This is a genomic window from Curtobacterium guangdongense, assembly GCF_049341845.1.
GTDB classification, from domain to species: domain Bacteria; phylum Actinomycetota; class Actinomycetes; order Actinomycetales; family Microbacteriaceae; genus Curtobacterium; species Curtobacterium guangdongense.
This window is the reverse complement of the sequence record NZ_JBMPIT010000003.1, coordinates 379,039-403,007: the sequence shown is the minus strand read 5'-3', so window position 1 is coordinate 403,007 and position 23,969 is coordinate 379,039. Positions and strand designations below refer to the sequence as shown.

At 71.8% G+C, this 23,969-nt stretch carries 24 protein-coding genes; 15 read left to right on the top strand and 9 right to left on the bottom strand.

The window, feature by feature from the left end; translation table 11 throughout:
• Positions 1 to 80 precede the first annotated feature (80 nt).
• On the bottom strand, positions 81 to 638 hold the full coding sequence (locus ACO0E1_RS06505) for an NADPH-dependent FMN reductase (RefSeq protein WP_402727903.1): 558 nt from the start codon (positions 636 to 638) through the stop codon (positions 81 to 83).
• A 101-nt stretch (positions 639 to 739) separates the two neighbouring features.
• Between ACO0E1_RS06505 and ACO0E1_RS06500 the strand changes: the two genes are divergently transcribed.
• From ACO0E1_RS06500 to ACO0E1_RS06480, 5 genes are all read left to right on the top strand, one after another.
• Positions 740 to 2,377 (top strand): glycoside hydrolase family 13 protein, encoded by a 1,638-nt coding sequence (locus ACO0E1_RS06500; protein WP_422873443.1) that lies wholly within the window; start codon positions 740 to 742, stop codon positions 2,375 to 2,377.
• Between the two features lie 96 nt (positions 2,378 to 2,473).
• On the top strand, positions 2,474 to 4,381 hold the full coding sequence (locus ACO0E1_RS06495; RefSeq protein ID WP_422873442.1) for a hypothetical protein: 1,908 nt from the start codon (positions 2,474 to 2,476) through the stop codon (positions 4,379 to 4,381).
• A 188-nt stretch (positions 4,382 to 4,569) separates the two neighbouring features.
• Positions 4,570 to 5,211, top strand: a complete 642-nt coding sequence (locus tag ACO0E1_RS06490) for a DUF308 domain-containing protein (RefSeq protein WP_422873441.1) — start codon at positions 4,570 to 4,572, stop codon at positions 5,209 to 5,211.
• Positions 5,208 to 5,471 (top strand): hypothetical protein, encoded by a 264-nt coding sequence (locus ACO0E1_RS06485; protein ID WP_281266675.1) that lies wholly within the window; start codon positions 5,208 to 5,210, stop codon positions 5,469 to 5,471. The genes ACO0E1_RS06490 and ACO0E1_RS06485 overlap by 4 nt, the downstream gene beginning before the upstream one ends.
• Positions 5,472 to 5,502: 31 nt before the next feature.
• Positions 5,503 to 6,915 carry an MFS transporter gene (locus ACO0E1_RS06480; protein WP_422873468.1) on the top strand — a complete coding sequence of 471 codons (1,413 nt, stop codon included), beginning with the start codon at positions 5,503 to 5,505 and terminating at the stop codon, positions 6,913 to 6,915.
• A 34-nt stretch (positions 6,916 to 6,949) separates the two neighbouring features.
• Here the strand turns inward: ACO0E1_RS06480 and ACO0E1_RS06475 are convergent, their stop codons facing one another.
• On the bottom strand, positions 6,950 to 7,831 hold the full coding sequence (locus ACO0E1_RS06475) for a LysR family transcriptional regulator (protein ID WP_422873440.1): 882 nt from the start codon (positions 7,829 to 7,831) through the stop codon (positions 6,950 to 6,952).
• 82 nt (positions 7,832 to 7,913) lie between these two features.
• On the opposite strand from ACO0E1_RS06475, the gene ACO0E1_RS06470 reads away from it, so the two are divergent.
• Positions 7,914 to 9,173, top strand: a complete 1,260-nt coding sequence (locus ACO0E1_RS06470) for an MFS transporter (RefSeq protein ID WP_422873439.1) — start codon at positions 7,914 to 7,916, stop codon at positions 9,171 to 9,173.
• Between the two features lie 79 nt (positions 9,174 to 9,252).
• Positions 9,253 to 9,846: a hypothetical protein gene (locus ACO0E1_RS06465; protein ID WP_422873438.1), complete on the top strand. Its 594-nt coding sequence runs from the start codon at positions 9,253 to 9,255 to the stop codon at positions 9,844 to 9,846.
• Positions 9,847 to 9,874: 28 nt separating this feature from the next.
• On the opposite strand, the gene ACO0E1_RS06460 is transcribed toward ACO0E1_RS06465, so the two are convergent.
• Entirely contained in the window at positions 9,875 to 10,789 is a 915-nt protein-coding gene (locus tag ACO0E1_RS06460; RefSeq protein ID WP_281266679.1) for a cation diffusion facilitator family transporter, read from the bottom strand.
• Positions 10,790 to 10,836: 47 nt separating this feature from the next.
• On the opposite strand from ACO0E1_RS06460, the gene ACO0E1_RS06455 reads away from it, so the two are divergent.
• The gene (locus ACO0E1_RS06455; protein ID WP_422873437.1) at positions 10,837 to 11,499 is read left to right on the top strand and encodes a DUF4166 domain-containing protein; all 663 of its coding nucleotides are present in this window, start codon (positions 10,837 to 10,839) and stop codon (positions 11,497 to 11,499) included.
• Between the two features lies 1 nt (position 11,500).
• On the top strand, positions 11,501 to 12,478 hold the full coding sequence (locus tag ACO0E1_RS06450; protein ID WP_422873436.1) for an epimerase: 978 nt from the start codon (positions 11,501 to 11,503) through the stop codon (positions 12,476 to 12,478).
• Here the strand turns inward: ACO0E1_RS06450 and ACO0E1_RS06445 are convergent.
• Positions 12,447 to 13,463, bottom strand: coding sequence for an EamA family transporter (locus ACO0E1_RS06445; protein ID WP_422873435.1), 1,017 nt, complete (start codon positions 13,461 to 13,463; stop codon positions 12,447 to 12,449). The genes ACO0E1_RS06450 and ACO0E1_RS06445 overlap by 32 nt on opposite strands.
• A gap of 71 nt (positions 13,464 to 13,534) precedes the next feature.
• On the opposite strand from ACO0E1_RS06445, the gene ACO0E1_RS06440 reads away from it, so the two are divergent.
• Positions 13,535 to 14,443, top strand: coding sequence for a LysR family transcriptional regulator (locus tag ACO0E1_RS06440; RefSeq protein WP_422873434.1), 909 nt, complete (start codon positions 13,535 to 13,537; stop codon positions 14,441 to 14,443).
• A 162-nt stretch (positions 14,444 to 14,605) separates the two neighbouring features.
• On the opposite strand, the gene ACO0E1_RS06435 is transcribed toward ACO0E1_RS06440, so the two are convergent.
• On the bottom strand, positions 14,606 to 15,127 hold the full coding sequence (locus tag ACO0E1_RS06435) for a L,D-transpeptidase family protein (protein WP_422873433.1): 522 nt from the start codon (positions 15,125 to 15,127) through the stop codon (positions 14,606 to 14,608).
• A 40-nt stretch (positions 15,128 to 15,167) separates the two neighbouring features.
• Between ACO0E1_RS06435 and ACO0E1_RS06430 the strand changes: the two genes are divergently transcribed.
• Positions 15,168 to 15,422, top strand: coding sequence for a hypothetical protein (locus ACO0E1_RS06430; protein WP_422873432.1), 255 nt, complete (start codon positions 15,168 to 15,170; stop codon positions 15,420 to 15,422).
• Here the strand turns inward: ACO0E1_RS06430 and ACO0E1_RS06425 are convergent.
• From ACO0E1_RS06425 to ACO0E1_RS06410, 4 genes are all read right to left on the bottom strand, one after another.
• Positions 15,412 to 16,617 (bottom strand): NADH-quinone oxidoreductase subunit E, encoded by a 1,206-nt coding sequence (locus ACO0E1_RS06425; protein ID WP_422873431.1) that lies wholly within the window; start codon positions 16,615 to 16,617, stop codon positions 15,412 to 15,414. The two genes, ACO0E1_RS06430 and ACO0E1_RS06425, sit on opposite strands and share 11 nt — an antisense overlap.
• A 123-nt stretch (positions 16,618 to 16,740) precedes the next feature.
• On the bottom strand, positions 16,741 to 18,126 hold the full coding sequence (gene purB / locus ACO0E1_RS06420) for an adenylosuccinate lyase (RefSeq protein WP_281266687.1): 1,386 nt from the start codon (positions 18,124 to 18,126) through the stop codon (positions 16,741 to 16,743).
• Positions 18,123 to 18,566 carry a low molecular weight protein-tyrosine-phosphatase gene (locus ACO0E1_RS06415; protein WP_402728317.1) on the bottom strand — a complete coding sequence of 148 codons (444 nt, stop codon included), beginning with the start codon at positions 18,564 to 18,566 and terminating at the stop codon, positions 18,123 to 18,125. The genes purB and ACO0E1_RS06415 overlap by 4 nt, the downstream gene beginning before the upstream one ends.
• Before the next feature lie 56 nt (positions 18,567 to 18,622).
• On the bottom strand, positions 18,623 to 19,021 hold the full coding sequence (locus ACO0E1_RS06410; RefSeq protein ID WP_422873430.1) for a phage holin family protein: 399 nt from the start codon (positions 19,019 to 19,021) through the stop codon (positions 18,623 to 18,625).
• A 46-nt stretch (positions 19,022 to 19,067) separates the two neighbouring features.
• Here ACO0E1_RS06410 and hisC point away from each other — a divergent pair, with 46 nt between their 5' ends.
• The 4 genes from hisC (at position 19,068) to ACO0E1_RS06390 (ending at position 23,957) form a co-directional block, all read left to right on the top strand.
• Positions 19,068 to 20,150, top strand: coding sequence for a histidinol-phosphate transaminase (gene hisC, locus ACO0E1_RS06405; RefSeq protein ID WP_422873467.1), 1,083 nt, complete (start codon positions 19,068 to 19,070; stop codon positions 20,148 to 20,150).
• Between the two features lie 5 nt (positions 20,151 to 20,155).
• Positions 20,156 to 21,292 (top strand): thiamine pyrophosphate-dependent enzyme, encoded by a 1,137-nt coding sequence (locus tag ACO0E1_RS06400; RefSeq protein ID WP_422873429.1) that lies wholly within the window; start codon positions 20,156 to 20,158, stop codon positions 21,290 to 21,292.
• Positions 21,293 to 21,378: 86 nt separating this feature from the next.
• A complete protein-coding gene (locus tag ACO0E1_RS06395) occupies positions 21,379 to 22,338 on the top strand; it encodes an alpha-ketoacid dehydrogenase subunit beta (protein ID WP_422873466.1) in 960 nt (319 codons plus the stop codon).
• Positions 22,339 to 22,379: 41 nt separating this feature from the next.
• Entirely contained in the window at positions 22,380 to 23,957 is a 1,578-nt protein-coding gene (locus ACO0E1_RS06390; protein WP_422873428.1) for a dihydrolipoamide acetyltransferase family protein, read from the top strand.
• Positions 23,958 to 23,969 lie beyond the last annotated feature (12 nt).

Below are 23,969 nucleotides of genomic sequence, written 5' to 3'. Positions count from 1 at the left end.
AATCCGACCTCCTACGCGCGGTTCGACTTTCTACGCGCGAAACGACCCACGCGGCGGCGGGCCCCTTCGGGGTGCGGTGCCTACGCGGCGGCGGGCTCCGCGGTCGCCTCGGCGAGCGCGGTCAGCGCGCCCTGGACGAGCTGCGTGACCTCGTCGTCCTCGCGCGGGTGGGTCTCCGCGAAGCGGACGACCGACTGCGGGATCGCGACCTTGACGTCCTCGAGGACCTTGGCTCCGGCGATGCCGGCGGCCTTGCGGGCGTCGTCGTGCGCCCAGACGCCGCCGTACTGGCCGAAGGCGGAACCGATGACCGCCACGGGCTTGCCGGAGATGGGGGAAGCGCCGAACGGACGCGATGCCCAGTCGATCGCGTTCTTCAGCACCGCGGGCAGCGTGCCGTTGTACTCGGGCGTCACGAGCAGCACGCCGTCGGCGTCCGCGAGGGCCTTGCGGAAGGCGACGGCGGAAGCGGGCGGGGTGTCCCCGTCGATGTCCTCGTTGTAGAACGGCAGGTCGACGATGCCCTCGTACACGGTGGGGGTGATGCCCTCCGGTGCGTGGTGGATCGCTGCTTCGGCGAGCTTGCGGTTGATGGAGTCGGCGCGGAGGCTGCCGACGAGGACGACGACGTTCGTCATGGAGGTCCTTACTGGTTCTGAGACGGAAAGGTGTCAGTGACAACCAATACGTTCGCACGCAGTGCTATTCCCGAACTGTGCGTCGTCGGTACGGTGGCGGGGTGACCGACCTCAGGACACCCGCCAGCACCCCAGCGACCCCCGACGCGGACTGGTGGCGCGACGCCGTCGTCTACCAGGTCTACCCGCGGAGCTTCGCCGAGTCGGACGCCGACGGCCTCGGGGACATCGCCGGGATCACGAGCCGGGTGCCGTACCTGGCGGAACTCGGTGCCGATGCGATCTGGCTGTCCCCGTTCTTCCCGTCCCCGCTCGCCGACGGCGGGTACGACGTCGCCGACTACCGCGACGTCGATCCGCGGCTGGGCACGCTCGACGACTTCGACGCCCTGGTCCGGGCGGCACACGCGCACGACATCCGCGTGATCGTGGACGTGGTGCCGAACCACACGTCGTCTGAACACGCGTGGTTCGAGGCCGCGCTCGCCGCCGCACCGGGATCGCCCGAGCGGGCGCGGTACGTGTTCCGGGACGGCGCCGGGGAGGCCGGGGAACTCCCGCCGAGCGACTGGGTGTCGAACTTCGGCGGCAGTGCCTGGACCCGAGTGCCCGACGGTCAGTGGTACCTGCACCTGTTCGCTCCGGAGCAGCCCGACCTCGACTGGTCGAACCCGGAGGTGCGTGCGGACTTCGAGGACACGCTCCGCTTCTGGTCCGACCGCGGGGTCGACGGGTTCCGCGTGGACGTCGCGCACGGGCTCGCGAAGGACCTGTCGACGCCGTACCGCCCCTCGAACGAGCACGACCTGCCGCTCGACGGGTCCGACCCGCTGTACGACCGCGACGAGGTGCACGAGATCTTCGCCACCTGGCGGCACGTCCTCGACGAGTACGACCCCCCGCGTGCGGCCGTCGCCGAGGCATGGGCCCCTGCCCCTCGACGGGTCCTGTACGCCCGACCGACGGAGCTCGGGCAGGCGTTCAACTTCGACCTGCTCGAGTCGCCGTTCGACGCGTCGGCGTTCCGGCAGGTCATCGAGCGGAACCTCGCCATGTCCGAGCAGTCCGGGGCGTCCAGCACGTGGGTGCTCTCGAACCACGACGTGGTGCGACATGCGACGCGCTACGCACTCCCCGCCGGCACGGACACGGACGCGTGGCTGATGACCGACGGAGTCTCGCCGACCCCGGACCCGGACCGCGGGCTCCGGCGTGCTCGGGCGGCGTCCCTGCTGCAGTTCGCGCTCCCGGGATCGTCGTACGTCTACCAGGGTGAGGAGCTCGGGCTGCACGAGGCCGCGGCCATCCCCCGTGACCTCCTCCAGGACCCGAAGTGGATCCGGTCGGGGCACACCGTCAAGGGTCGTGACGGCTGCCGCGTGCCGATCCCGTGGACCGAGTCGGGGCCGTCGTTCGGGTTCGGCGACGTGGCGCCCTTCCTGCCCCAGCCGTCGGACTTCGGCACGTCCTCGGTCGCGGCGGAGGACGGCGACCCGACCTCGACCCTGTCGCTCTACCGGGCGGCGCTCGCTGCCCGGCGCCGACTGCAGTCCGGAGAGTCCCTCACGTGGCAGGACGCCCCAGCCGGGGTCGTCGCGTTCGCGCGGCACGACGGGTGGCGGTCGGTCACGAACTTCGGCACCGAACCGGTGCCGCTCCCGGCCGGGCACGTGGAGGTGGCGTCGGGACCGCTGGGCGACGGCGTGCTGCCGGGCGAGACGACGGTCTGGCTCTCGTAGGCAGCGGCTCCTCCACAGCCGGGAGGCTCGTGGCCGCGATCCACGGATCGGCGCACCACCGTCAGCCGGTCGCGTCCCGCTCGCGAGCATCGGGGCATGACAACTCCAGCTGCTCCATCGCCTGCCGCGTTCCCGCGGCGCATCCCGCACCGCCGAGTGCGTCGCGTGCTCGCCGCGTGCGCCTCGGTCCTCGCCCTCGGCGTGCTCACGCTCACCGCCCTGCCCGCATCCGGGGCGGAACTCCGGTTCCCGTACACGAACACCTTCGACTCGGCGGACGGCGGTGTCCTGAGCGGTGACGCGCGCATCGTCGACGGTCGGCTGCGGCTCACCGACGACGAGAACGCCCAAGCCGGGGCGTGGTCGTCCACCGACTCGTTCCCATCGACGCGCGGGCTCGAGATCGAGTTCGACTACGCCGTGTACTCGGACGACCCGTACGCGGGCGCCGACGGACTCCTCCTCTACCTCGCCGACGGTGCTGCCGCGCCCGGTGTCGGCGGGACCGGCGCGGCGCTCGGGTACGCGTGCCGCTCGGAGTCGACGCAGGGCAGCGGTCCCTGCACCACCCCGGGGATCCCCGGCGGCTTCGCGGCGATCGCACTCGACCAGTACGGCAACTTCTCGCTGCCGATCAACGGCAGCGGACCCGGTGCCCGACCCGACTCGGTCGTGGTGCGGGGGTCCGGCAACGGCACCGACGGGTACCGGTACGTCGCCGGCGCACTCGCACCCGGACGCGTCCCGACCGACGGCCCGACGACCAGGACGGTCCGCATCAGCCTCGTCCCCGGTCCCGCCGGCGAGCTCTCCGTGACCGTCCGGGTCGAACAGGGCGGTGTGATGCGCACGGCGCTCGCCGACGTCCCACTGCACGGTGACGGCCAGGCGGCGCTGCCGGACACCCTGCGGCTCGGGTTCGCCGGTGCCACCGGGGCGTTGCTCGACGTCCACGAGATCGACTCGCTGCGCGTCTGGCAGCCCGCCGACCTGCGCGTCGTCCACGACATGCCGGCGACGGCCACGACCGGCGCCGGGTTCGAGTACGCCGTGACCGCGACGAACGTCGGGGTCAACGACTCCGATCCGAGTCCGGTCGAGGTCGACGTGCCCGACGGGTTGACGGACGTGACGTGGACGTGTCGTGCCGACGGTGCGGGCTCGTGCGGTGACGCCGTCGGCACCGGGGACGTCGCGACCGACCTCGACCTGCCGAGGGGTGGGAGCGCGACGATGACCATCACCGGGCGGGTCTCCGATGCGGCCTCCGGCGAACTGGTCAGCGAGGCCGACATCACGACCGCTCCCGGATTGGCCGACGTCGACGAGTCGGACAACACCTCGCGGGCGATCAGCACCGTGACCGACGCTGCGGCGCTGACGACGGACAAGTCGGTGTCGCCGGCCGTCGACGTCGCGCCGGGGGACGAGGTCGAGTACGCGATCACGGCGCGGAACGACGGACCGGGAACCGCTCGGCAGGTCGGAGCGGTCGACGAGCTCCCCGCGGCGATGGCCTTCGCCGGCTCGGACGACGACTGCTCGGCCGCGGGGCAGCTGGTCACCTGCCGGTCCGATGACGACCTCGAGGTCGGGGGTGCGCACACGTTCCGGATCCGGGCGGTGCTCGACCCGGCGTACCGCGGGGACGGGTCAGACGTCGTGAACGTCGCGACGGCGACCTCCCCGACGGACCCGGACGGCGGCGACCCCTCCCCGGAGGTCCCGATCGAGGTCGTCGTCCCGGACGAGCCCGGTCCCGCAGGGCCGGAGCCGACGGGATCGCCGTCCGCGCGACCGACCAGCAGCCCGACCGCGGCGACGGGTGGCGCCGGGCGCGGCGGGGGAGCACCGGGAGCCAGGGGGCCGGGCGTGCTCGCGTACACCGGTTCGGACGGGGTGCTCCCGATCGGGGTCGCGGCGATCGCGGCGACGGTCATCGGACTCGGCATCCGCCGGACCGTGCTGCGGCGGCGGGGTGCTCCGGAGGCAACCGAGGACTGAGGCACCCGAGGACTGAGACCTCGACGGCACCGGTGCCCGCGCGGGCGCCGGTGTCGTCCGGGCACCGGTGCCGTCCGCGCGGTCCGAGCGTTCGAGGACCTTCAGCGGTCGTGGGGCCGCACGGGACGGGCGTCCATCGGGGCGGCGGTAGGATCGGTCGTACGATCCGCATGCCCGAAAGAGGTCTCGTGTCCGACTCCGTCGCAGACGCACACCAGCGCGCGCGGTACTGGCCGATCCCGATCCTCCGGGCCGTGCCCGCCGCGATCGTCGCGCTCGTCATCACCTTCTCGTCGAACCACGCCGCCGGCTACGGACTGCTGCTGTTCGGCGCGTTCGCGGTCGTCGAGGGCGTCGTGCTCGGCATCGGCAGCATCGTCCGGCTCCGTGACGACGGCCGGTCCCGCCGGACCGCCACGGTCCAGGCGGTCATCACCGTCCTCGCCGGGATCGTCGGGATCGCGTGCAACGGGCTCGGGCTGCCGGCCTTCATCGCCGTCGTGGTCGCCTTCGCCGTGCTGACGGGGGCGCTCGAGCTCGTCCAGGGCATCCGCGCCCGTCGCACCTCGCCCTTCGCCCGCGACTGGATGACGATCGGCGGACTGACCCTGCTGCTCGCGATCGGGTTCCTCGTCACCCCGCCGGACTACTCGCAGCAACTCGGCGGCATCGAGCGGGTCAGCGGCGTCCTCGACGCGTCGATCGTCCTCGTCGGCCTGCTCGGCGCGTACCTCGCCATCACGGCGGTCTTCCACGTGATCGCCGGCCTCTCGCACAAGTGGGGGACGACTGCACCAGCGGCGTCCCCGAACGGAGCTCCACACGCATGACCACCCCCAGCCGTCGTGACCGCCTGCGCCCGGTCGAGCTCCTCGGGATCTCCGCGATCATCGCGGTGTTCACCGGGCTCGTCGTGCTCATCTCGACGAGGGAGGTCACGCTCGCGCTGATCTTCCTCGGCATCGCGTTCATCGTGGTCGTGGTGGTCCTCGCGATGCTCCAGCTCGCGTCGACGAGCGACCAGGACGACAACGACATGCTCGGCGGTCACAAGACCCCGGGTGAAGGAGACGGCGACGGCTTCCACTGAGCTCCGACGTCCCGAGCAGGGTGCTCCTGACCTGCCCGGCAGGTACCGACACCGGTACCTGATCCTCGCGGTCTGCTGCATGAGCCTGTTCATCGTCTCGATGGACGCCACCGTGGTGAACGTCGCGCTGCCGTCGATCGGCCGCGAACTCCACAGCACGATCTCCGGACTGCAGTGGACGATCGACGCCTACACGCTCGTGCTCGCGAGCCTGCTCATGCTGTCCGGCTCGACCGCTGACCGGATCGGGCGGCGCCGGACCTTCCAGATCGGGCTCGCGCTCTTCAGCGTCGGATCGCTGCTCTGCTCGCTCGCGCCGACGGTCGGCTGGCTCGTCGTGTTCCGCATGGTCCAGGCGGTCGGCGGGTCGATGATGAACCCGGTGGCGATGTCCATCATCACGGCCACCTTCGACGACGCGAAGGAGCGCGCGCGGGCGGTCGGTGTCTGGGGTGCGGTCGTCGGGGTCTCGATGGGCGTCGGTCCGCTCGTCGGCGGGGCGCTGACGGACACGGTCGGGTGGCGTGCGATCTTCTGGATCAACGTGCCGATCGGCATCGCGGCTATCGTCCTGACGTTCCTGTTCGTCCCGGAGTCCCGCGCCCCGCGTCCGCGTCGACTCGACCCGCTCGGGCAGGGGCTCGTCATCGTGCTCCTGGCGACGCTGGTCGGTGGACTCATCGAGGGCCCGCGGCTGGGGTGGACCTCGCCGGCGGCCCTCGGGCTCTTCGTCGCCGCTGCAGCAGCCCTGGTCGCGCTCGTCGGGGTCGAACGGCGCACGGCCGAGCCCCTCATCGACGTCCGGTTCTTCCGGAGCATCCCGTTCTCGTCCGCTGTGCTGACCGCGATCGCGGCGTTCGGGGCGAACGGCGCGTTCCTCTTCCTGAACGCGCTCTACCTGCAGGAGGTCCGGGGCATGTCCCCGTTCGAGGCCGGCCTGTGGACCCTGCCGGCGGCGGTCGCGACGATGCTCGCCTCGCCCCTGTCCGGCCGACTCGTGGGATCGGTGGGCACCCGTGTCCCGCTCGTGCTCGCCGGGATCGGCATCGGTGGCGCCGGCGTGGTGCTCACGACGATCGACGCGCACACCCCGATGTGGGTGCTCGTGTCCGCGTTCGTGCTCTTCGGACTCGGGTTCGGCATGGTGAACGCCCCGATCACGAACACCGCGGTCTCGGGCATGCCACGGGCGCAGTCCGGGTCCGCGGCCGCCGTGGCCTCGACGAGTCGCCAGACGGGGGTGTCGCTCGGCGTCGCCCTCGCGGGGACCGTCACCGGCGCGAGTGCGGTCGCCAGCGTCGGTGCGGGGTTCGCGGTCGCCACGCACGCGATGTGGTGGATCGTCGTCGGCATCGGTGCGGGGATCGTCATCGTCGGGTTCGTGTCGTCCTCGGCTGCCGCGCGGCGATCGGTGTCGGGCATCGCCCACCTGCTCGAGGCCTGACGGCCACCCGCCTGCCCCGCGGTCAGCCCCACGGTCAGCGCCGCGCGGCGACGATGTCCTGCGCGAGCGCCCGCACTGCACGGTTCGGCTCCGGTGCCGTCCGCATCGCCAGACCCACCCGGAGCGGCTCGACGTGGTCCTCGAGCTCGAGGACCACGCCGTCGTGCGGGACCCCCGAGTCCGGCACCACGCCGACCCCGAGTCCGGCGGCCGCGAACCGGATGACCGCGGGCATGTCGTTCATCTCCGCGACGATGCGCCGCCGGATGCCGAGTCGCTCGAGCACTTGATCGAGGATGATCCGGTTGCCGAACCCGTGCGCCGTGTCGATGAACGCCTCGTCGGCGAGTTCCGTCAGCGACACCGCGGTCCGCCCGCTCCGTGCGAGCGGGTGGTCCGCGGCGACGAACACCCGGAACGGCATCTCACGGAGGGGCTCGACGACGATGCCGGCGGGCACCGACGGCAGGCCGCAGTACGCCAGGTCGAGCCGTCCAGCCACCAGGTCCTGCACCAGCCCGGTGGTCCCGGACGGGGACGTCATGAGCTCCACCGCGACGAGCGGGTGGCGCTGCCGGAACGGGCGGAGCACTCCCGTCAGGTCGACGATGTCCATGCTCGTGAAGATCCCGAGCCGGACCCGCCCGCGGAGTTCGGCGTCCGACGCGGTGGCGAGGTCGTGCATCCGGTCGAGCGAGTCGAGCACGGCCCTGGCGTGCGGGAGGAGGTCCTCACCGGCAGTGGTGAGCACGAGGTGCCGGCCGGTGCGCTCGAACAGCCGGACCCCGAACGAGCGCTCGAGGCTCGCGATCCCCGCCGAGACGGTCGACTGTGCTGCCCAGAGCCGTTCCGCAGCGCGGGTGACGCTGCCCTCGGCGGCGACGGTCACGAACTGTTCGAGCAGCCTGGTCTCCATGCACCCCATCATCGACCAGATCGATGGAAATCATCAAGATGATCCGTTTGACCCGATGGTGCTGCGGCGGGAGCATCGGAGCATGACAACCGTCCTCGAAGAGCCATCCACCGGATCCGTGTCCACTCCTCCGGTGCCGCGCGGTCGGCGCGCGCACAGCCGCCGCCGTCACGGTGCGGGGTTCTGGGCCGTGGCGTTCGCGTTCCTCGCGGTGATGGCGTTCGCGACGGTGCCAGCGCCGCTGTACGTGGTCTACCAGGCGCGCGACGGCTTCCCGACGTTCACCACGACGATCATCTTCGCCGCGTACGGCCTCGGCGTCGTCGGGTCGCTGTACTTCGCGGGGCACCTGAGTGACGTCCACGGGCGGAAGCCGCTCATCCTCGTGTCGATCGCGCTCGAACTCGTCGCGGCGGTGCTGTTCCTCGTCTGGAACGACGTCAGCGGGCTGATCGTCGCGCGGCTCGTCACGGGCTTCGGCGTCGGGACGCTGACGGCGACGGCGACCGCGCACCTCGGGGAACTCCGGGTCCGGGCCACCGGCAGCGAGGCGTCCGCGAAGGGTGCGAGTGTCGCGGCCGGCGTCGTGAACCTCGGCGGTCTCTCCCTCGGCGCCCTCGTCGGCGGAGCGCTGGCGGAGTTCGTCGGACAGCCGCTGATGACGCCGTACATCGTGTTCGTCGTCGCGCTCGTGGTCGCCTTCGTGGCGGTGCTCGCCGCTCCGGAGACCGTCGGCCGTCCCGAGGAGCGTGTGCCCTACCGGCCGCAGCGCGTGCAGGCCCCTGCGGGCAAGGGCGGCGCGTTCTGGACCGCTGGCATCGCGGCGTTCGCGGCCTTCGGGGTGCAGGGACTCTTCACGTCGGTCGCGCCGTCGTTCCTCGGTTCGACGTTCCACGTGACCGACCGCCTGGCCGCCGGAGCCACGACCTTCGGAGTCTTCGCCGCGAGTTCCGTCTCCCAGCTCGTGTTCGCCCGGCTCTCGCAGCGCGCCCAGATCCGGCTCGGTGTCGTCCTCCTCGTCGGCGGCCTCGTCGTGCTCGGGGTCGCGGCGGTCGTGCTGCAGGTCGCCGGGTTCATCGGCGGCGGCGTCGTCGCCGGCGCCGGGGTGGGGCTGCTCTTCCGCGCCGCGATCGCGAGCGCGGGTGCGCTGGTCGGCCCCGAGCAGCGCGGCGGGGTGCTCGCAGCGACGTTCCTCGTCGCGTACGCCGGGCTGACGGTGCCGGTCGTGGCCGTCGGCGCGGCGCTCCTCGTGCTCCCGACGCTCCCCGTGCTCCTCGGGTACGTGGTGCTCGTCGCCGCGCTCGCCGCCGTCGCCGGGACGCGACTGGCCGCGCGCGCCTGACGCACCCCGAGCCTCCCGTCCGGGGTCTGGTCGCCTCCATCGGACGGGAGGCTCGCCCCGCCTCCGGCATACTGGCCGCATGCCGTCGAGACGCAACCGTTCCGTCGTCACCGGCCTCGCCGCGGTCGTGGCCGCCGGTCTCGTGGCCGGTGGGCTCTTCCTCACCGCGCAGCAGGGGGCGGACGACCCGGTGCTCTCGGGGCCGACGACCGCGCCGACCGCCGTCGCGACGAGTGACGGCACCGTCGTCATCGACCAGACTGGTCCGGATCTGCCGGGTGGCTCCGTGCTCGCCGCCTGCGACCGGGACTCCCGCGCGACGGTCGCTCGCTACGACACGGCGGCGCTCGGCGACGTCGTGCTGCAGTGCGGGAACTCGAGTCAGGGGTACGAGCACATCCGCGTGCGGCACACCGCCGACTGGGAGGACGTCCTCGCGGGCCACGGCGACCGCGACTGGGACGACGCGATGCTCACCGCGGCGCAGACGGCGCTCACGAGTCCGCGGGACGGGTTCCCGGTCGACGCCGGCGACGGCAAGGTCTGCTACGCCGCTGCCGTGCGGTTCGACGACGGCACGGCGCCGAGCCCCGACGGCTTCGTGAAGGTCATCGTCTCCGCGACGACCGATCGCGTGATCACCGCGTACCCCACGAACGACGACGACTGCTGAGGGGGCGCGTCGCGCGTCGCGCCCCGCCCTACGCGTGCACGTCGTGCTCGTGCCGGCGATGCGACGCGGGCTCGAGCTGGAACGTGGAGTGCTCGACCGGCACGTCGAAGTGCTCCGCCACGCACTGCTGCAACTCGTCGAGGATCGCTGGAGCGTGCGCCGTCGTGAAGCAGTGGTCGTCCACCACCACGTGCGCCGTCAGGTTCGGCACCCCGGTCGCGACGAGCGTCGCGTGCAGGTCGTGCACCGCGATCACGTGGTCGAGCTCCAGGATGTGGCCACGCACGTCCTCGAGGTCGAGCCCCGGCGGCGTGGCCTCGAGCAGCACGTTCGCGGTCTCACGGAGCAGTCGGATCGCCCGCGGCAGGATCAGCCCACCGATGACGAGCGCCGCGACCGAGTCCGCCCGTTCCCACCCCGTCAGCGCGAGCACGACGGCCGCGGCGATCACGGCGACGGAGCCGAGCGTGTCGTTGAGGACCTCGAGCCGCGCGGCCCGCGAGGTGAAGTTCTCGCCGGACGCCCGCAGCAGCACGGCGTAGGCCACGAGGTTCCCGACGAGCCCGATCACCCCGAACACGAGCAGCGGCCCGGAGTGGATCTCGGCGGGGACGAACAACCGCTGGATCGCCGAGATGATCACGTACACACCGACCGCGAGCAGGATCGCCGCCTGCGCGGTGGCACCGAGCACCTCCGCCCGCTGGAACCCCCACGTGCGCTGCGAGGTCGGGGAGCGTCGGGCCAGCCGTGTCGCGACGAGTCCGATCCCGATGCCGCCGGTGTCGACGACCATGTGTCCGGCGTCGACGAGGAGCGCGAGGGACCCGGTCACGACGGCGCCGACGACCTCGGCCAGCAGGATCGTCGCGGAGATGCAGAACGCCACCCACAGGGCGCGTTCGTTCGCACCCCCGTGCGCGTGTCCGTGGTCGTGTCCCATGCGCACAATCGTACGGATCCGCACCATCGACATGCCAGGATCGAGGCGTGACCCGGTCGCCCTACGAGCTGAGCACCACGCCTGACGTCGTCGACCGGCTGCACCCCCGCCTCCGGGCGTACTTCGGGGCGATCCCACCGGGGCACGTCGGCCGCGGCGACGGCGTCTTCGACGTCGTCGGGACACCGCGCCGGTGGCTCTGGCCGGTGCTCGCGCTCTTCGCCCGCGACGCGGTGATGTTCCCGGTCTGGCAACGGCAGGTTGCCTTCACCGTCGAGAACAGGGCGGCGCGCGTCGGTCGGGGCAGCAGCCTGGAGGCTCGTGTCGCGGTCCGCGCGCACCGCACCTTCCACCTCCGCTCCGGGGACCGCACGATGGTGGACGCCATCACCGCCGAACCGGATGGCCTGGTCGACCACCTCGGTCGCCACGGGCGCGTCAGCGCCCGTCTCCGCGTGGAGGTCGACGTCGACGGGCCGGACGCGGGTGCCTTGCGCCTGGTCTCCACTCGTGTGACGTTCCGTGCGCTCGGACGCGGGTGGAGCCTCCCGGCCCTGATCGCACCGCGTGTGACGCTCACGGAACGATTCGATGACGAAGCCGACCTGCAGCGCGTGTCCCTGGTGCTCACGGCGCCGATCGTCGGCACGCTGTACCGGTACGAGGGGGCGTTCCGGTACGTGATCGCGCCGGACACAGGACGGGGATGAGATGAACGACCAGATGGGCCGCGCGGTGATCGCGGGGGCGAGCGGCTTCGTGGGCAGGTACCTCCAGGAGGCCTTCCGCGAGGAGGGCTACGAGGTCGTCACGATCGGCCGGACGGGCGATGCCGTGTGGGGCAACACCCTCCGCATCCGCGAGCTCGTGGACGGTGCCGCGATCGTCGTGAACATGGCCGGCAAGAGCGTGAACTGCCGCTACGGACGCCGGAACCGCGCCGAGATCATCCGCTCCCGGGTGGACACCACGCTCGAACTCACCGAGGCGATCCGCACGTCCGAGCACCCGCCGCCGCTGTGGCTGAACGCCTCGACCGCGACGATCTACCGGCACGCCGACGACCGGCCGCAGGACGAGGCGACGGGAGAGCTCGGCGAGGGCTTCTCGGTCGGGGTCGCCCGCGCGTGGGAGGACGCCTTCTTCGGTGCGGACCTGCCCGGCACCCGCCGTGTGGCACTCCGGATGGCGATCGTCCTCGGTGACGGCAGCGCCCTGGTCCCGCTGATCCGGCTCGCGCAGGCCGGGCTCGGCGGCCCACAGTACGACGGCGCCTGGTTCCCGACGCCGGCGCGCCTCGCCGCAGGCACGTACCACCACGACCGGCACACCCGGGGCCGGCAGCGGTTCAGCTGGGTGCACATCGCGGACGTCCTCGGCTCCATCCGGTTCATCCGCGACCACGACGCGATCGACGGCGTCGTGAACGTCACCAGCCCGAACCCGTCGGACAACCGCACGGTGATGGCGACGATCCGGGACGCCGTCGGGCGACGGTTCGGCCTGCCCACGTGGCGGTGGATGCTCGAGATCGGGTCGTTCGCGATCCGGACCGAGACCGAGCTCGTGCTGAAGAGCCGGTGGGTCGTCCCGACGCGTCTGGTCGAGGCGGGCTACGAGTTCCGGTACCCGCTGCTCCGCGGCGCCCTCGCGAACATCATCGCCGAGCGTCGGCAGCACCGGGGCTGAGGGGCCGCGCGGCGCCGCTCGCGCTCCTCGCGCCGCTCCCGGGATCGAGGGAACAGAAATCGTCGGCTGGCGCGGGCACACCCGACGTCTTCTGTTCCCTCGATTCCCTCGACGGAACCGCGCGCGACGGCCTGGACGCCCACAGCACCCCGCCGACGACGACCGCGCCCGCCAGGACCTCGACCAGGTCGGGCACCTCGCCGAACGCCGCCCACGATGCGAGCACCCCGACGACGGGGACGAGCATCGAGAACGGCGCCACGGTGCTCGACGGGTACGTCGCCAGCAACCGCGACCAGATGCCGTACCCGACGAGCGTCGCCACGAGCACGATGTAGAGCAGCCCGAGGTCGGCTGGGAGCGCTGCCGGCGTGAAGGCGGTGCCGAGCGCGTGACCGATGCGCGCCGGCCCCTCGACCGTCAGCGACAGCACGGCCATCGGGATCGGCGGCACGACCGACCACCAGAGCGTCAGGTGCAGCGGGTTCGCGGCCCCCGCCCGACGTGTCGCGACGTTGCCGATCGCCCACCCCATCGCACCGCACAGCGCGAGCACGACGGGCAGCAGTGCCGCCGTCTGCGACCGGTGCACGGCGATGGCGGCCAGTGCGCACACGGCGATCGTCACCCCGGCGACCTGCCGACCGCTGAGCCGTTCGCGGAGGAACACCCCGGCGAGCACGACCGTGAACGGCGCAGAGGCCTGCAGCACGAGCGACGCGAGCCCCGACGGCATCCCCGACGCCATGCTGAGGTACAGGAAGGCGAACTGCAGGACCCCGAGCCCGAACCCGACCAGCAGTAGCCGCCCGAACGGGATCTTCGGGCGCGGGACGAACACCAGCGTCGGGATCGCGAGCAGCGTGAACCGCACGGCGGCGAGCAGGAACGGTGGGAAGTGCTCCAGGGCGAGCGCCGTCGCGGGGAAGTTCAGTCCCCAGACGACGGCGACGACGAGGGCGAGGAGACGGTCACGAACGAGCACGTTCCGATGGTGTCGCGACAAACGCGGTAGTACCAGCGAACGTTTCTGCACGGACGTTGTAGGGTCACTGCATGTTCGACGTCGCGCTGCTGCCGGTGCTCCGCGAACTCGGCGAGCGTGGCTCGGTGACGGCGGTCGCCGCGGCCACCCACCGCACGCCGAGCGCGGTCTCGCAGCAGCTCCAGACGCTGCAGCGTCAGGTCGGCGTCCCCCTGGTCGAGCGTGTCGGTCGCGGCGTCCGGCTCACCGAGCACGGCCGGGTGCTCGCCGGGCTCGCGAACGGCGTCGCCACCGCGATCGCGACCGTCGACGCGGCCTGGCAGGAACACCTCGGCGGCGGATCGGGGACCGTCGACCTGGCGATCTTCCCGTCAGCGGCCGAGCTGCTGCTGCCGGGGCTCCTGACCCGGATGCGCGCGCACCCCGGCATCCGGCTGACCCTGTCGGACGTGGACGTCAGCGAGGGGGAGTTCGCCCCGCTCACGGCCGACCACGACGTCGTCGTCGGGCACCGGCCCGACGGCGCCGCTCCCGCCGGCCGGGCAGCGCTCGAGACCGTTCCGCTGCTCCGGGAGCCGCTCGACGTCGCGCTGCCGCCCGGACACCCGCTGGCGGGCCACGACCGCGTGCACATCGACGAGGTCATCGACGAGACCTGGATCGGCGTCCCCGAGGACTACCCGATCGACCGGGTGCTCACCGCGATGGCGGCGGCGACGGACACCCCGCCCGAGGTCGCGTTCCGCACGATCCACCTGCCGCTCATCGAGAACCTGGTGGCAGCTGGTCACGGCGTCGCGCTCGTCCCGCGCTACACCTCCGGCACGCGTGCGCCGGGACGCTTCCACCTGGCGGAGCTGGCGGACGTCCGCGCCGGCCGCCGGATCGAGGCGCTGGTCCAACAGGACCGTGCGGTCCGCCCCGTGGTCCGCACCGTCCTGGAGGCACTGGTCGCCACCGCCCTGGACGTCACCGCCTGACGGGGCCGGGCCGGCGCGCGGACGCGACCCGCGCCTCCCGTTCGATGCAACCTGCGCGGTGAGGGTCAAAACGCGCGTAGGAAGCGGAATCGCGCGTGGGAGGTCCGAAAAACCGGCCTCTTACGCGCGATTCGACCGCCTCCGCGCGAATCGGCCGCGGTGTCAGCGGACCTGGAACGGGGTGCCGAGCGGCAGGAGCTTCGCGAGAGCGGTGATGTCGGCGTTGTGCATGCGGACACACCCGTGCGAGGCGCCCGACCCGATGCTCGACGAGTCGTTGGTGCCGTGCAGCCCGATCTGACCGGGGCCGCCGCCGAACGAGTTGAGGACGTCCGAGAACGCCGTCGTGCCGTACGCGTACGGGCCGTACCCGTCGTTCGTCGGCGCGAGGAGCTCCGTGAGCGCGAACCGGCCGGTGGGGGTCGGTGTGCCACCGGTGCCGGTCGCGACCGGGTAGCTGTGCAGGACCGAACCGTCCTTGTACAGGTCGAGGGTGTTGGACGCCTCGGTGACGACGATCGCGTACGGCGTCGTCGAGAGCTCCACGGCGCTCGTGGGGACCCACCCGGTGCTGCCGTTCGGGCGCTGGGCGAGCTGCACCTGCGCCCAGCCGTCCCGCTGGTCCACCACCCGGAGGACGAGCGGAGCACCGGACTCCTGGGGGTTGGACAGACGTTCCGTCACGGCACCGCCCGGCTCGGCGCTCACCGGGACCGAGTCACGCGTGGCCGCGGCGACCGTGGTCGTCGCAGGGGCGTCGATCGCGTCCTGCGGCGCCGGAGACCCGGAGGCGCGGGGAGTGGGCGTCGCGCTGGGCGACGCCGCGACCGCGCTGTGGGACGGCGCCGGGGTCCCGGTGGACATCGTGCTGGTCACGACGATCGCGACGGCACCCGCGCACACGACGGCCACGGCGGCGGCGACCAGGGTCGCGCGCCGCCGTGGCTCGGTCGGGATGAACCGCAAGGTCAGCCGGTGAAGGTCGCCCGACCCGAGACCGGGGTCGCGACGGGTGCCACGGCCGGGTCGGCGGTCACGGTGATCGCGACCGAGGCGGTCTGTGCCGAGGAGGTCCCGACGAACACCAGCGTCCAGGCACCGGCGGTCGCGCCGGCCGGCAGGACGACGGTGCCGGTGATGTTGCCGTCGGCGTCCGCGGTCAGCGTTCCGGGCAGCTCCGAGCCGGACTGGCCCTGGGCGAGGGCGACACCGACGGTCTCGCCCGGCGCGAAGCCCGACCCCGTCACGGCGAAGCCGGTGCTGGTGGCCTGGCTGACGGTCAGCGACAGCGAGGTGCTCGACACCGCGGCGGTGGGCTGCGGGGTGAAGTACGTCGTGCTGTCGTCGATCACCAGGTCCGCGATGCCGGAGTCGGCGGGGACGGCGGCGCGCGCGGCGAAGGAGTTCGCTGCGGATGCCTGCGGCAGGAGCTTCTCGACGCCCCGCTCCGGTGCAGCCGAACGGGCGGCCGGGGTGCTGGTCGGCGCCGTGGTCTCGCTCGGAGCGGGCGTCTCGGTCGGTGCCGGCGTCTCCGTCGGTGCGGGCGTCTCGGTCGGGGCCGGCGTGGGCTCGTCGGTCGCGGGCGGTGTCGCGGTCGCGCCGTTCAGGACGACGGCGTACCCGAAGACGACGTCGCCATCGGTCTGCAGCTGGGTTGCGAGCGCGTCGGTCGACTCTCCGCCGGCCCAGACGGTGTCGGCGCCCTGCAGGCCACCCGTCGTGTAGACGGTCTCCTCGACGAGGGTCGGCGAGCTCGCCTTCGCGACGAGGAGGCCCACCTCGGTGTCGCCACCGGCGTTCGCGGCCGCGTCGTCGATGAGTCCGGCGAGTGCGTTCGGGGCGACGGTGGACTGCAGCGGGTGCAGCAGCAGCACCGCGGAGCCGTCCTTCGCCGTGACGCCGTCGGCGCCGAACGACGCGACCTGGTCCAGGGAGGTCGCGTAGTCGCTCCCGTCCTGCTGGATGCCCAACCAGGACCAGCCAGCCGGGATCGCCGGCGTGTCGGCCTGGGTGTCGATGGCGGTGAAGTCGGCGGGGCTGTCGGCCCACGTGACCACCGAGGTGGCGGGGGAGACAGCGTCGTCGGCGGCGTTCGAGACGGTGGGCACGAGCGCGGCGGTGAGGCCGAGCACGGACGCGCCGACAGCGGCCGCGGCGATTCGGGAGCGAAGCACGGTGTGGAGTTCCATCCGATCAGAGGTGCACAGGAGTGCATCCTCTGTGACGCCCCCCGGCCTGAGTTCTACTCAGCTCGACGAACCTATCAGGATGTACAGCGGTTCGGTAGCCGCGCGCCGTCAGACCTCGAGGTGGTCGACGAGCTCGTCCGCCAGACCGGTGTAGGTCGCCGGGGTGAGGTTCGTCAACCGGGCCTTCGCGCCGTCCGAGATGTCGAGCCCGTTCACGAACGCGATCAGGTCCTGCTGGCCGATGCGCTTGCCGCGGGTCAGCTCCTTGAGCATCGCGTAGGGGTCCTCGATGTCGGACTGCCCGGCGGTGACCTCGGCGCGGATGACCGTCTGGATCGCCTCACCGAGCACCTCCCAGTTGCCGTCGAGGTCCTCGGCCAGGCGCTGCTCGTTCACGGCGATCTCGCCGAGCCCACGACGGAGGTTGTCGAGCGCGAGCAGCGAGTGCCCGACCGCGACACCGACGTTCCGCTGCGTGGTGGAGTCCGTGAGGTCGCGCTGCAGGCGGCTCGTGACGAGCGTCTCCGACAGGGTGGAGAAGAGCGCCGACGAGATCTCGAGGTTCGCCTCCGCGTTCTCGAAGCGGATCGGGTTGATCTTGTGCGGCATCGTCGACGAGCCCGTGGCACCGGCGACCGGGATCTGCGTGAAGTACCCCATCGAGATGTAGGTCCACACGTCGGTCGCCAGGTTGTGCAGGATCCGGTTCGCGTGGCGGATCCGGTCGTAGAGCTCCGCCTGCCAGTCGTGCGACTCGATCTGCGTGGTGAGCGGGTTCCACGTCAGGCCGAGGCCCTCGACGAACTCGCGGCTGAGCGCGGGCCAGTCGGCCTCGGGATCCGCGGCGAGGTGTGCCGAGAAGGTGCCGGTCGCGCCGGAGAACTTGCCGAGGTACTCGCCGCCCTCGATCTGGGCCAGGACGCGCTCCAGGCGGTACACGACCACCGCGAGCTCCTTGCCGAGCGTCGTCGGGGTCGCGGGCTGCCCGTGCGTGTGGGACAGCATCGGGACGGCGCGGAGCTCGGTGGCGATCTCGGTCAGTCGGGCGACGACGGCCTTGAACGCGGGCAGCCAGACCTGTTCGACGGCGTCCTTGATCGTCAGCGCGTAGGAGAGGTTGTTGATGTCCTCGCTCGTGCAGGCGAAGTGCGTCAGCTCGGCGATGGCGTCGAGGCCGAGGTCGGAGAGTCGACGGCGCACGAAGTACTCGACCGCCTTGACGTCGTGCCGGGTCGTCGCCTCGATCTCCGCGAGCTCGGCGATCTGCGCCTGGCCGAAGTCGGTGACGACGGCGCGGAGGGCGGCCTTGTCGTCGACGGACAGCGGCGACGTGGTGAACATCGCGTGGTCGGTGAGGAAGACGAGCCACTCCACCTCGACGGTGATGCGGGCGCGGTTCAGGCCGGCCTCGGAGAGGTGCTCGCCCACCGTGTGCACGACCGGGTAGTACCGCCCGTCGAGGGGGCTGATCGGCTGCGGGGGAAGGGGGGTCATGGTGCTCCCTGGCGGACGGCCGGTTCGATCTGGTGGAAGAGTGCTCGGCAGGCCCGTTCGACCGTGCTGAGGACCCGGTCGAACTCGTGCCGGTCCGCGTAGTACGGATCCGGAACGTCGGCCTGCTCGGGCCAGGCGTCGTCGTACCGCAGCAACAGCGTCACCTTCGCGGCGTCGTCCATCGTGGGTGCCCACGATCGCAGGATGCGTTCGTGGGAGCGGTCGAGTGCGACCACCAGGTCGAGTTCCGGGAACCGGTCCGGGTCGAACTGACGGGCGCGATGCCTGCTGCCATCGTATCCGCGCGCCGCGAGTGCTGCGATCGTGCGCTCGTCGGCGGGTTCACCCACGTGCCAGTCACCCGTGCCGGCCGACTCGACCTGGAACTGCTCGGTCAGACCGGCGTCCTCGACGATCTTCGCGAAGACGATCTCGGCCATCGGCGACCGGCAGATGTTCCCGCTGCAGACGAACGAGACGCGGAACGACGGAGCGGTCACGCGCGCTGACGGTTGAGGACCGGGCGGACGAAGAGCCCGATGAGCCACGCGAAGACGGCGAGCACGAGGGCGCCGACGACACCCCAGCCGAACGACTCCACCTGCAGGCCGAAGCCGATCGCGGACGAGATCCCGGCGACGATGAGCAGCAGGATGGCGTTCACGACGAGGGAGATGAGCCCGAGGGTCAGGATGTAGATCGGGAACGCCACGATCCGGATGAGCGTGCCGATCACCGCGTTGACGAGTCCGAAGACGAACGCGACGAGCAGGTAGGTCAGGACGGTCGCGATCGCGCCGCCGTCCCCGAAGGCGATGACGGAGACACCGCTGACGATGAGCGTGGTGAGCCACAGCGCGACGGCGTTGATGACGAGGCGGACGAGGAATCGCATGCACCCATGATGCCCGGGACCAGCCGGTTACGCTTGCAAGGTGACTGTGCACATCCGCCCCGAGATCGCATCGCTGCCCGCCTACAAGCAGGGCCGACAGGCCGCGGCGGACGCCTTCAAGCTCTCCAGCAACGAGAACCCGTTCCCGCCGCTGCCCGGCGTGATCGAGGCCGTGCAGGCGCAGACGGCGTACAACCGCTACCCCGACGCCTCCGCGCTCGCGTTGCGGGCCGAGCTGGCGAACCGCTTCGGGACCACCGTCGACGAGGTCCACATCGCCCCGGGCAGCGTCGCGATCCTGCACGAGCTCGCCAAGGCCACGTCCGGCCCCGGTGACGAGATCGTCTACGCATGGCGGTCCTTCGAGGCGTACCCGGGCGTCGTCACGGTCGCCGGTGCCACGAGCGTGCAGGTCCCGAACCGCGCCGACGGTGGACACGACCTCGACGCGATGGCGGCCGCGGTCACCGAGCGCACCCGCATGGTGATCGTCTGCACGCCGAACAACCCGACCGGGCCGATCGTGACCGCGGCCGAGTTCGAGCACTTCATGAAGCAGGTCCCGGACGAGGTGTTGGTCGTCCTCGACGAGGCGTACGCCGAGTTCGTCACCGACTCCGACGCCGTGCACGGTGTCCCGCTGCTCGAGCGCCACCCGAACCTCGTCGTGCTCCGCACCTTCTCGAAGGCGTACGGCCTCGCCGGCCTCCGCGTCGGATACGCGCTCGGACCGGCATACGTCCTCGACGCCGTCCGTGCGTGCGCCATCCCGCTCAGCGTCACGGCGCAGGGCCAGGCGGCAGCGCTCGCCAGCCTGGAGCGCGAGGACGAGCTCCTGGCGCGCGTCGCCGAGCTGGCCGAGCGCCGGGACACCATCGTCACGGAGCTGCGCGCCCAGGGCTGGGAGGTCCCGGACGCCCAGGGCAACTTCGTGTGGCTCGCGACGGGGGAGCGCACCGGGGTTGCCGCCGAGCGGTTCGAGCAGGCCGGGATCATCGTCCGGGCGTTCGCCGACGAAGGCGTCCGCATCTCGATCGGCGAGCACGAGGCTGTCGACAAGCTCCTCGAAACGGCCCGTTCGCTTGTCGGGGGACTCACAACGGCGCCAGGAACCCGGACGCTACGCTGACCCGCATGTCCTTCCACGCCGCGGCTCCCGCGACGACCACCATCCGGCTCCTCGACTCAGAGGGCCGGTTCGTGGAGACCGACGAGAACGCCGAGTACGCCGCCGCCGCGCGGGCGATCCCGGACGAGACCCTGCTGGCGATGCACCGTCGCATGGTCATCACGCGCCGGTTCGACCACGCCGCCCACAACCTCCAGCGCACGGGCCAGCTCGGCCTGTGGGTGCCGAGCCACGGACAGGAAGCCGCGCAGGTCGGCTCGGTGTTCGCGCTCCGCCCGCAGGACCACGTGTTCCCGTCGTACCGCGAGCACGCCGTCACGATGACCCGTGGTGTCGAGCCGATGGAGATCATCAGCCTATACCGCGGGCTGACCCACGGCGGCTGGAACCCGGACGAGCGCGGCAACACCCACATCTCGACGCTCGTGATCGGCTCGCAGACCCTGCACGCCACCGGCTACGCGATGGGCATGCGGCTCGACGGCGACGTCGGCACGGGTGACCCGGACCGCGACGCCTGCTCGATCGTGTACTTCGGCGACGGCGCCACCAGCCAGGGCGACGTGAACGAGGCGTACGTCTTCGCCGCGTCCTACAAGGCGCCGGTCGTCTTCTTCCTGCAGAACAACCACTGGGCGATCTCGGTCCCGGTGTCGGTGCAGTCGCCGACCCCGCTGGTCGACCGCCCCCGCGGGTTCGGCATCCCGGCGATCAAGGTCGACGGCAACGACGTCCTGGCGTCCTACACGGCCAGCGTGGTCGCGACCGACCACGCCAGGAGCGGACAGGGCCCGGCGTTCGTCGAGGCGGAGACGTACCGCATCGGTGCGCACACCAGCTCCGACGACCCGACCCGCTACCGCGGCGACGACGAGCTCGCGAGCTGGGTCGAGCGCGACCCGATCGCCCGGTCAGAGGGCTACCTCCGCAGCCGTGGCGTCACCGACACGCAGCTCGCCGAGTTCGACGCAGAGGGCGAAGCCGTCGCGGCGGACATCCGCACGCGCACCCCGCAGCTCGTCGCGCCGCCGATGCAGGTGATGTTCGACCACGTCTACCGCGAGCCCCACCCGCGGATCGACGAGCAGCGCCAGTGGCTCGAAGCGTACGAAGCCGACCAGGACGGAGCATCGCACGCATGAGCACCACCGAGCAGCTCTTCGACTACACGCTGCGCTCGCACCCGGGCGCCGGCGAGGTCCCGACCGACCCGACCCCGACGCTCCCGATGGCCAAGGCGCTGAACGCCGGACTGGCTGCCGCGATGCAGGCGGACGACAAGGTCCTGCTGATGGGCGAGGACATCGGCCGTCTCGGCGGTGTCTTCCGCATCACCGAGGGGCTCCAGGAACGCTTCGGCGACACCCGCGTGATGGACACCCCGCTCGCGGAGTCCGGCATCATCGGCACCGCGATCGGCCTGGCGCTCCGCGGCTACCGGCCCGTCGTCGAGATCCAGTTCGACGGGTTCGTCTGGCCCGGCTTCGACCAGATCACGTCGCAGCTCGCGAAGATGGCGAACCGTCTCCCCGAGCACATGTCGTTGCCGATCGTCATCCGCATCCCCTACGGCGGGCACATCGGCGCGGTCGAGCACCACCAGGAGTCCCCGGAGACGTACTTCGCACACACTCCCGGCTTGCGCGTCGTGAGCCCGAGCACCCCGAACGACGCCTACTGGATGATCCAGGAGGCGATCGCGTCGAAGGACCCCGTGATCTTCATGGAGCCCAAGTCGCGGTACTGGCCGAAGGGGCAGGTCGACCTGGTCGACGGGCACGTGCCGATGCACACCACTCGCGTCGCCCGCACCGGCACCGAGGTCACGCTCGTGGGCCACGGCGCCATGGTCGCGACGCTCATGCAGGCCGCGGACATCGCCGAGGGCGAGGGGACGAGCTGCGAGGTCGTCGACCTCCGCTCGATCTCACCGATCGACTGGGAGCCGCTGCTGGCGTCGGTCCGCAAGACCGGCCGGCTCGTCATCGCGCAGGAGTCGTCCGGCTTCGTGAGCGTCGGCAGCGAGATCGCCGCGACCGTCGCCGAGCGGACCTTCTACACGCTGCAGGCACCACCCCTGCGGGTGTCCGGGTTCGACATCCCGTTCCCGGTCTCGAAGCTCGAACACCTGCACCTGCCGGACGCCGACCGCGTCCTCGAGGCCGTCGACCGCGCCCTCGCCTACTGACCCGGACCATCCCCGCACGACCGACCGACGAAGGAGCCGACGTGGCCGTCGCCGAATTCCCCCTCCCCGACGTGGGTGAAGGCCTCACCGAGGCCGAGATCGTGCAGTGGCGCGTCGCGATCGGCGACGACATCGCGGTGGACCAGGTCCTCGTGGAGATCGAGACCGCCAAGTCCCTCGTCGAGCTGCCGTCGCCCTTCGCCGGCAAGGTCACCGGGCTGCTCGTCAGCGAGGGCGACACGGTCGAGGTCGGCAAGCCGATCATCCGGGTCGAGTCCGACGCGTCCGGCCCATCGGCGTCCGGCCCGTCGGCACAGCCGGGAGGCTCGGTTCCGGTCGCCGACGCTGCCCCCGTCTCCCCTGATGTGACGCCCGCCATCCCGACGCCTGCGGCGCCGCCAGCGGCCGCCACGCCAGCACCCCCTGCTCCGGCACCCGCCGCACCAGCTCCCGCCCCGGCCCCCGCTGCCGCGGCCCCCGCGTCCCCGATCCAGGCCGCCGACGGCGCCTCGGTCATCGGCACCGACGAGTCCTCCGGCGCCGTCCTCGTCGGCTACGGCTCCGCGACCAGCGCACCGTCGCGCCGGAAGCCGGGCGCCCGCCGGGCCGCAGCCGTCGCTGCCGAGGCGAGCCGTGCCTCCAGTCGGGAAGCCGACCTCGACCTGGTCACCGACGACGGCGAGGCGAGCACCGCCGACGCCGTTGCCGAGCAGGGCAAGCGTCCAGCGCGCCCGTCCAGCGTTCCCGCCGCCAACGCGCTGCCGGTGATCGCGAAGCCGCCGATCCGGAAGCTCGCGAAGGACCTCGGGGTCGACCTGACCACCGTCGTCGCGACCGGGCTCGCCGGCGAGGTCACGCGTGACGACGTCATCCGCCACGCGACGCAGGCCACGGTCTTCCGCAACATCGAGACGCCCGAGTGGGGCGACGTCCGCCAGGAGACCATCCCGGTCAAGGGCGTCCGCAAGGCGATCGCGACCGCGATGACCACGTCGGCGTTCACGGCACCGCACGTCTCCCTGTTCGTCGACGTCGACGCGACCCGCACCATGGAGTTCGTCAAGCGGCTGAAGTCCTCGCCGACGTTCGCCGGGGTCAAGGTGTCGCCGCTGCTCATCATGGCGAAGGCCGTGATCTGGGCCGTGCGGCGCAACCGCTCGGTGAACTCCTCGTGGACCGACCGCGAGATCATCGTGCACCACTTCGTGAACCTCGGCATCGCGGCGGCGACCCCTCGCGGGCTCATCGTGCCGAACATCAAGGACGCGCAGGACATGTCGCTCCTCGAGCTCGCGAAGGCGCTCGAGCAGATGACCCTCACCGCGCGCGACGGCAAGACCAGCCCGGCCGAGATGGCCGACGGCACGATCACGGTGACGAACATCGGCGTGTTCGGCATGGACACCGGCACGCCGATCCTCAACCCGGGGCAGGTCGCGATCGTCGCGATGGGCACGATCAAGCCGAAGCCGTGGGTCGTCGACGGCGAGGTCCGGTCGCGCATGGTGACCACGATCGGTGCCTCGTTCGACCACCGCGTGGTGGACGGCGACGTCGCGTCCCGGTTCGTGCACGACGTGGCCTCGGTGCTCGAGGAGCCGGCGCTCCTGCTCGACTGAGGCGTTGTTGGC